General features: G+C 64.0%; 7 protein-coding genes. 6 read left to right on the top strand and 1 reads right to left on the bottom strand.

Translation table 11 applies throughout. From position 1 onward, the window contains the following. The first annotated feature begins 518 nt into the window (after positions 1 to 518). The 5 genes from CP49_RS12775 (at position 519) to CP49_RS12755 (ending at position 5,578) form a co-directional block, all read left to right on the top strand. Positions 519 to 1,388 carry an FAD binding domain-containing protein gene (locus CP49_RS12775; protein WP_057850600.1) on the top strand — a complete coding sequence of 290 codons (870 nt, stop codon included), beginning with the start codon at positions 519 to 521 and terminating at the stop codon, positions 1,386 to 1,388. A 3-nt stretch (positions 1,389 to 1,391) separates the two neighbouring features. Then, on the top strand, positions 1,392 to 1,868 hold the full coding sequence (locus CP49_RS12770) for a (2Fe-2S)-binding protein (RefSeq protein WP_057850599.1): 477 nt from the start codon (positions 1,392 to 1,394) through the stop codon (positions 1,866 to 1,868). A gap of 18 nt (positions 1,869 to 1,886) precedes the next feature. Next, positions 1,887 to 4,160: a xanthine dehydrogenase family protein molybdopterin-binding subunit gene (locus CP49_RS12765; RefSeq protein WP_057850598.1), complete on the top strand. Its 2,274-nt coding sequence runs from the start codon at positions 1,887 to 1,889 to the stop codon at positions 4,158 to 4,160. A 213-nt stretch (positions 4,161 to 4,373) separates the two neighbouring features. Next, complete coding sequence (locus CP49_RS12760) at positions 4,374 to 4,946, top strand: DinB family protein (RefSeq protein ID WP_057850610.1); 573 nt, start codon at positions 4,374 to 4,376, stop codon at positions 4,944 to 4,946. A 254-nt stretch (positions 4,947 to 5,200) separates the two neighbouring features. Beyond that, complete coding sequence (locus CP49_RS12755; RefSeq protein ID WP_057850597.1) at positions 5,201 to 5,578, top strand: hypothetical protein; 378 nt, start codon at positions 5,201 to 5,203, stop codon at positions 5,576 to 5,578. 83 nt (positions 5,579 to 5,661) lie between these two features. On the opposite strand, the gene CP49_RS12750 is transcribed toward CP49_RS12755, so the two are convergent. After that, entirely contained in the window at positions 5,662 to 5,892 is a 231-nt protein-coding gene (locus CP49_RS12750) for a hypothetical protein (protein ID WP_057850596.1), read from the bottom strand. 101 nt (positions 5,893 to 5,993) lie between these two features. On the opposite strand from CP49_RS12750, the gene CP49_RS12745 reads away from it, so the two are divergent. Further along, positions 5,994 to 6,399: VOC family protein (locus CP49_RS12745; protein ID WP_057850595.1), on the top strand; the 406-nt coding region annotated here is incomplete at its 3' end.

Here is a 6,399-nt window from a genome sequence, read left to right as displayed (position 1 = left end):
CGGTGGCTGCTGACCCGGCACCGGTGCGACCGCCGGTCTCGGCGCCACCGCGGCCGGCCGGGCGGGTGCGGGGGCTGGTTGGGCGATGGCGAAGGATGGAAGGAATAGGGACGCCGTGGCAGCAATGAAGAATCGGAAAGACGGCATCAATGTCCCCGCGAAAATCGTGAGTCAGAAGGCCCAGTCTTAGACCGGCAGCTCGGATTAGCCAACGGTCCCAGCCCCGTCATTGCGAGCGCAAGCGAAGCAATCCACGCCTCAGCACGGGGATAGATGGATTGCTTCGTCGCTAGCGCTCCTCGCAATGACGGCGGATGGGCCTCCGCCCAATGAGTCCCGCCTCGGAGCAATCGGCCGCGCAAGCCCCGCCACGCGCATAGGAGCCTGCCGTATCAACCTGATCTCGCAGGCTGTTCCAACCGCCTCCCGCCGTGTAGGCTTGGGCAATACTGCCGGGCCGGCATAAGGCCATCGTTCATATGGGGCGGGCAGACAAAAAGGGAGATGGCGGGAAGACCATGACGGAACTCCGATATCTGGCGCCTGGCACGCTTGACGAAGCGGTCGGCGCATTTGCGAAAGCCGGCAGCGCGGCGCGCATCCTGGCCGGCGGAACGGATTTGCTGGTGCAGATGCGATCCGGCCTCCTGAAGCCCGGCGTGATCGTCGACATCAAGAAGATCCCCGAGATGACCGCGATCGAGCAAGCGGCCGACGGCAGCTTTCGCTTGGGTGCCGCCGTGTCCGGCATGGCGCTCGCGGAACACAAGAATTTCGGCAAGGTCTGGCCCGGCGTGCTCGAGGCCGTCAATCTGATCGGCTCCAAGCAGGTGCAGGGCAGGGCCTCTGCCGGCGGCAATCTCTGCAACGGTTCGCCCGCCGGCGACAGCGTGCCAGCGATGGTCGCGGCCGGCGCCATCGTCACCGTGCAGGGCCCGGACGGCCGCCGCGAGCTGAAGGTGGAAGACGTGCCCGCCGGTCCCGGCCGCACCAATCTGAAGCCCGGCGAGATACTTGTGAGCTTCACGTTGCCGCCCCGTCCGCCCGGCTCGAGCGATGCGTACTTGCGCATGATCCCGCGCACCGAAATGGATATCGCCGTGGTCGGCGTCGGCGTCAGCCTGACCATGAAGGACGGCACCGTCACCGCCGCCCGCGTCGGCCTCGGCGCCGTCGCACCGACGGTCCTGCTGGTCGAAGACGCAGCAAAAGCGCTGATCGGCTCAAAGCTCGACGACGCTGCGCTCGCGAAAGCCGCTGCTGCGTGCTCCGCCGCCTGCCGTCCGATCGACGACAAGCGCGGCACCATCGCCTATCGCACCAAGGTGGCCGGCGTGCTGCTCAAGCGCACCGCCGCGCTCGCTGCCCAACGCGCTACAGGAAAATAATTCATGGCCAAAGTTCACGTCACGACCACCATCAACGGCGAGCCGATGGAATTTCTGTGTGAGCCATCAGACACCATGCTCGACGCGTTGCGCGGACCGCTTGCGCTGACCGGCTCCAAGGAAGGCTGCGCCTCCGGCGATTGTGGCGCCTGCTCGATCACGCTCGACGACCGCCTGATCTGCTCCTGCCTGATGCTTGCGGTCGAAGCGCAAGACCACGAGATCAGGACAATCGAGGGCATGGCGCAGGGCGACAAGCTGCATCCGCTGCAGCAGAAGTTTCTCGAGATGGCGGCGCTGCAATGCGGCATCTGCACCTCGGGCATGCTGGTCGCTTCCGACGCGTTGCTTAGGAAAAATCCGAAGCCGAGCGAGGAGGAAGTCCGCTTCTGGCTCGCCGGCAACCTCTGCCGGTGCACCGGCTATGACAAGATCGTCCGCGCGGTGATGGAAACTGCCGCCGAAATGCGCGCGCAATAATTTTCGGGAGACAGCCCAATGAACCTCGTTACCAACAACAAATGGATCGGCCAGCGCACCATTAGGCCCGACGGCATGGACAAGGTCACCGGCCGCGCCCAGTTCGCCGCCGACACCACCATGCCCGGCATGATCTGGGGCAAGGTCCTGCGCAGCCCGCATCCGCATGCGCGCATCAGATCGATCGACACTTCAAGAGCGGAGAAGCTGCCCGGCGTGAAGGCCGTCGTCACCTCGAAAGACATCGTCGATTTCCCGATCGAGAAGGGCGCAGTGATGCTGGGCATCCAGGACATGCGCTGGATGTGCCGCAACGTGATGGCGCGCGACAAGGCGCTGTTCCCCGGCCACCCCATCGCCGCCGTGGCGGCGACCACGGAAGCGATCGCAGCCGAAGCCTGCAAGCTGATCGACGTCGACTACGAGGTGCTGCCGTGGTCGATCGAGATCGACGACGCGATCAAGCCCGATGCGCCGATCCTGCACGAGTTCAACAAGTTCGACGGCAAGCCCTCCAATATCGTCGGCCGCCTCGATCACAAGAAGGGCGACATCGCGGAAGGTTTCAAAAAGGCCGACATCGTCATCGAGCGCACCTTCACCACGCGCCCCGTTCACCAAGGCTATATCGAGCCGCATGCCTGCCTGATCTCGGTCGCGCCCGACGGCAAGACCACGATCTGGAGCTCCAGCCAGGGCCAGTTCATGGTCCGCGCAATGACGGCCTATCTCACCGGCATCCCGCAGAGCGACATCCGCGCCATCCCCGCCGAGATCGGCGGCGGCTTTGGCGGCAAGACCATCGTCTATCTCGAGCCGCTCGCGACGCTGCTTGCGAAAAAATCCGGCCGGCCGGTGAAGATGGTGATGACGCGCGAGGAAGTGATGCGCGCGACCGGCCCCACCTCGGGCTCGAAGAGCACGGTGAAGATCGGCGCGACCAAGGACGGCAAGATCGTCGCCGCGCACGGCACGTTCTATCTGCAGGCCGGCGCCTTCCCGGGCTCGCCGATCCGCGGCGCGGCGGGGTGCAGCTTCACACCCTACGACATCCCGAACCTGCTCTCGGAAGGATTTGACGTCTGCTCCAACCGCTCCAAGGTCGCAGCCTATCGCGCGCCGGGCGCGCCGATCGGCGCCTATGCCGTCGAATGCGTGATGGACGAAGTCGCCGAAGCGCTGAAGATGGACCCGCTCGACTTCCGCCTGAAGAACGCCGCGAAGGAAGGTACCAAAGCCGCGCACGGTCCAGTGTTCCCGCGCATCGGCTATATCGAGACGGTCGAAGCGGCCAAGAGCTCGCCGCATTACGCCGCGCCGCTCGGCGACGGCCACGGCAAGCCAAGGGGCAGGGGCGTGGCTAGCGGCTTCTGGTTCAACGCCGGCGGCGAATCTTCCGCGCAAGTCAACATCACCGAGGATGGCAACGTCGTCGTCACGACAGGGCATCCTGATATCGGCGGCTCGCGCGCCGGCATCGCCAACATCTGCGCCGAACTGCTCGGCATCGACTACCGCCGCGTCTCCGTCGTCATCGGCGATACGCAGACAGTCGGCTTCTCCAACTTGACCGGCGGCAGCCGCGTGCTGTTCGCTTCCTCGATGGTGGTGACGCAGTCGACCGAAAAGATCATCCAGACGCTGCGCGAGCGCGCCGCAAAGATCTGGGAGATCGATCCCGAAGCGGTGAAGTGGGAGAACGGCGCCGCGCATCCGGTGAGCCCGAACGCCGGCCAGTTCGAGCCGCTGACGCTGGAACAGCTCGCCGAGAAGGCGCCCGCGATGGGCGGACCCATTGGGGCCGGCGTGCAGCTCAACACCCAAGGCGCCGACGGCGGCTTCGGGACCCATGTCTGCGACGTCGAGGTCGACGTCGATCTCGGCATCGCGCGCGTCATCCGCTACACCGCCGTGCAGGACGTCGGCCGCGCCATCCACCCCGGCTATGTCGAGGGCCAGCTCCAGGGCGGCGTCGCCCAAGGTATCGGCTGGGCGCTCAACGAGGAGTACATCTACACGAAAGAGGGCAAGGTCGATAACCCCGGCTTCCTCGACTATCGCATGCCGGTCTGCTCGGACCTGCCGATGATCGACTGCATCATGGTCGAGATCCCGAACCCGAAACACCCGCAAGGCGTCAAGGGCGTCGGCGAAGTGCCGTTGGTCCCCGTGATGGCGGCGGTGGCGAATGCGATCTACAACGCGCTGGGCAAGCGTTTCTACGCCCTGCCGATGTCGCCGCCCAAGGTGGTGGAGGCGTTGGAATCGCCGATGCAGCAGGCGGCCGAGTAAGGAGCGGGACGCTATTTCGCCAAACCGTCATTGCGAGCGAAGCGAAGCAATCCATGCTTCGGCGCGGGGATAGATGGATTGCTTCGTCGCTGACGCTCCTCGCAATGACGGCGGAGCAAGCTTAGCCCGGATGAGCGAAGCGATATCCGGGATCTTTATTATCGTTTCCCGCATATCGCTGCGCTCATGCGGGGCTACTGGCTGGCAACGCCAATGAATGACGTGCTCCCCTACCGCACCATGGCGTACAACAACGCCTGGGCAAACCACCGGCTGCTCACAGCCTGTCTTGGGCTGACGCCGGAAGAATTCACGGCGAAACGAACCGGCTTCTTTCCGAGCCTGCGCGCCACGCTCAATCACATCCTGATCATCGACCACTTCTACGTCGATGCGATGGAAGGCGGCACGCTCGGCCCGGCCGCCTTCGCGGATGACGAACCCTGTGCAACGGTCGCCGCGCTGAAGGAAGCGCAGGCCGCAGTCGATCGGCGCTTGCTCAAGGTCGTCGAAGCGCTCGACAGCGCCGGACTGCAGCGTATCGTCTCCGTGCATCGCGGCAGCTCCATCCAGCGCGAACGGATGGACCGTTTGCTCCTGCATCTGTTCCAGCACCAGGTGCACCATCGCGGGCAGGCCCACGCGATGCTCTCAGGCACGTCGGTGAGCCCGCCCCAGCTCGACGAGTTCTTCGCGGTGGGCGAAGCGCCGTTGCGGGCTGCGGAGTTCGCGGAGCTGGGATGGAGCGAGGAAAGGATTTGGGGTGGCCCGGATGCCAAGGCCTGAACAAACCTAACCCGGATGCGCGACTAGTCCGCCGTAGCTCGAAGAGCGTAGGTGGAAGCGATATCCGTGATTCAATGTCCCCGCATATCGCGGAGCTTGTCATCGGGCGCGCCCTCAGCGACAGCAATACTGATACAACGCAACACTCATCAGTTGAGCGTGAACCATCGATTCAGTGTGAACCATCTCATACCCCGGACAACCACACGTTGCCACCATGACCCGGGGGCCTCGAAGTGAAATGGAGGTTCATCATGGTAGCGAAGATATCGATGATGGCGGGAGCCGTGGTTTTGGCGCTCGGCCTGATGAGTCCGGTGGTTACGAATGCCGTCTGCATTGACGAGCCGTGTGGGCCACCCAGGCCTGCTACGGGAGCGGGCTGGCGGATGGCAAATTTCCCCGCGCCGAACGGCGGCGTGGTGGCCTATCGCATCATGGGCAGCAACGCGGCCTGCGCGTCCTATGACGGTCGCAACTGTCTGTGGGGAATGAAAGTCAGCCAGATCGATTTTGATCGGGTCCGTCCGCTGGTCTGCGGTGCAAACCATCGCGCCGCGTGGGGCGTCACCGGCTACGAGGATCGCAGGCACTGGTGCAATTTGGCAAGGCGCGTGGTTTCGACCGATTAGTCCATTACTAGCAAGTGTGACCCGCATGACGAAGTGATATCCGGGATTTAACCGTCTCGCGCATGTCGCTGCGCTCATGCGGACTACACGTTTGCCGTCCTCACCTGAAGATCAGCCAACCCAGCGGGATGAGGACGCAGAGCGTCAAGAATGCCCCAAGCATAAGCCCGTCCAAACTTCTCCAGGCGCGAAATCTGCGAAGGATCGCGATCCGGCTGGCGATCGATCCAGCGGCGGAAGACGGCTAGCGGCCAGCCGAAGAGCCAACCAAAGATCAGGCCGAAGAGACGTAAGACGCCTTCAAGCAAATCCACTGTGTATCACTCTATTCTCAAACGATTGGGCAGCCTATTTTAGGTGCGATTAACGTTGTGACAAGCGCATCAATGATGGCGGGCCAAGTGGAGATGCAGCCGTGAACGATCAAAATCCACCCACCACCTCACCCTTCCACTCCATCCGCGCCGTTGACTACACCGTCATCTTCGTGCGCGACATGGCGGCGATGCGCCGCTTCTATGAGGGCGTCCTCCGCTTATCCCTGACGCGCGAATTGTCGGCGGGCTGGATCGAGTATCAGATCGGCGGCAACACGCTCGCGCTGTCGCGGCCGGGCCGGACGGCGAAGGATGCGCCGACCCCGAGGGGGAGCGCGTCGCTGCAGCTCGCGTTCAAGGTTGCCGTCGATGACGTCGATCGCTGCGCCGAGGAGCTGGTGCGGCACGGCGTCGATCTGGTTGAGCCGCCGACGAACCAGCCGTTCGGCCATCGCACGCTGTTCTTCAGGGATCCCGACGGGAATTTGCTGGAGGTGTATGCGG

Source organism: Bradyrhizobium valentinum (assembly GCF_001440405.1).
Taxonomy (GTDB): Bacteria; Pseudomonadota; Alphaproteobacteria; order Rhizobiales; family Xanthobacteraceae; genus Bradyrhizobium; species Bradyrhizobium valentinum.
The sequence above is the reverse complement of the archived record's forward strand: the minus strand, read 5'-3'. Positions and strand labels throughout refer to the sequence as shown.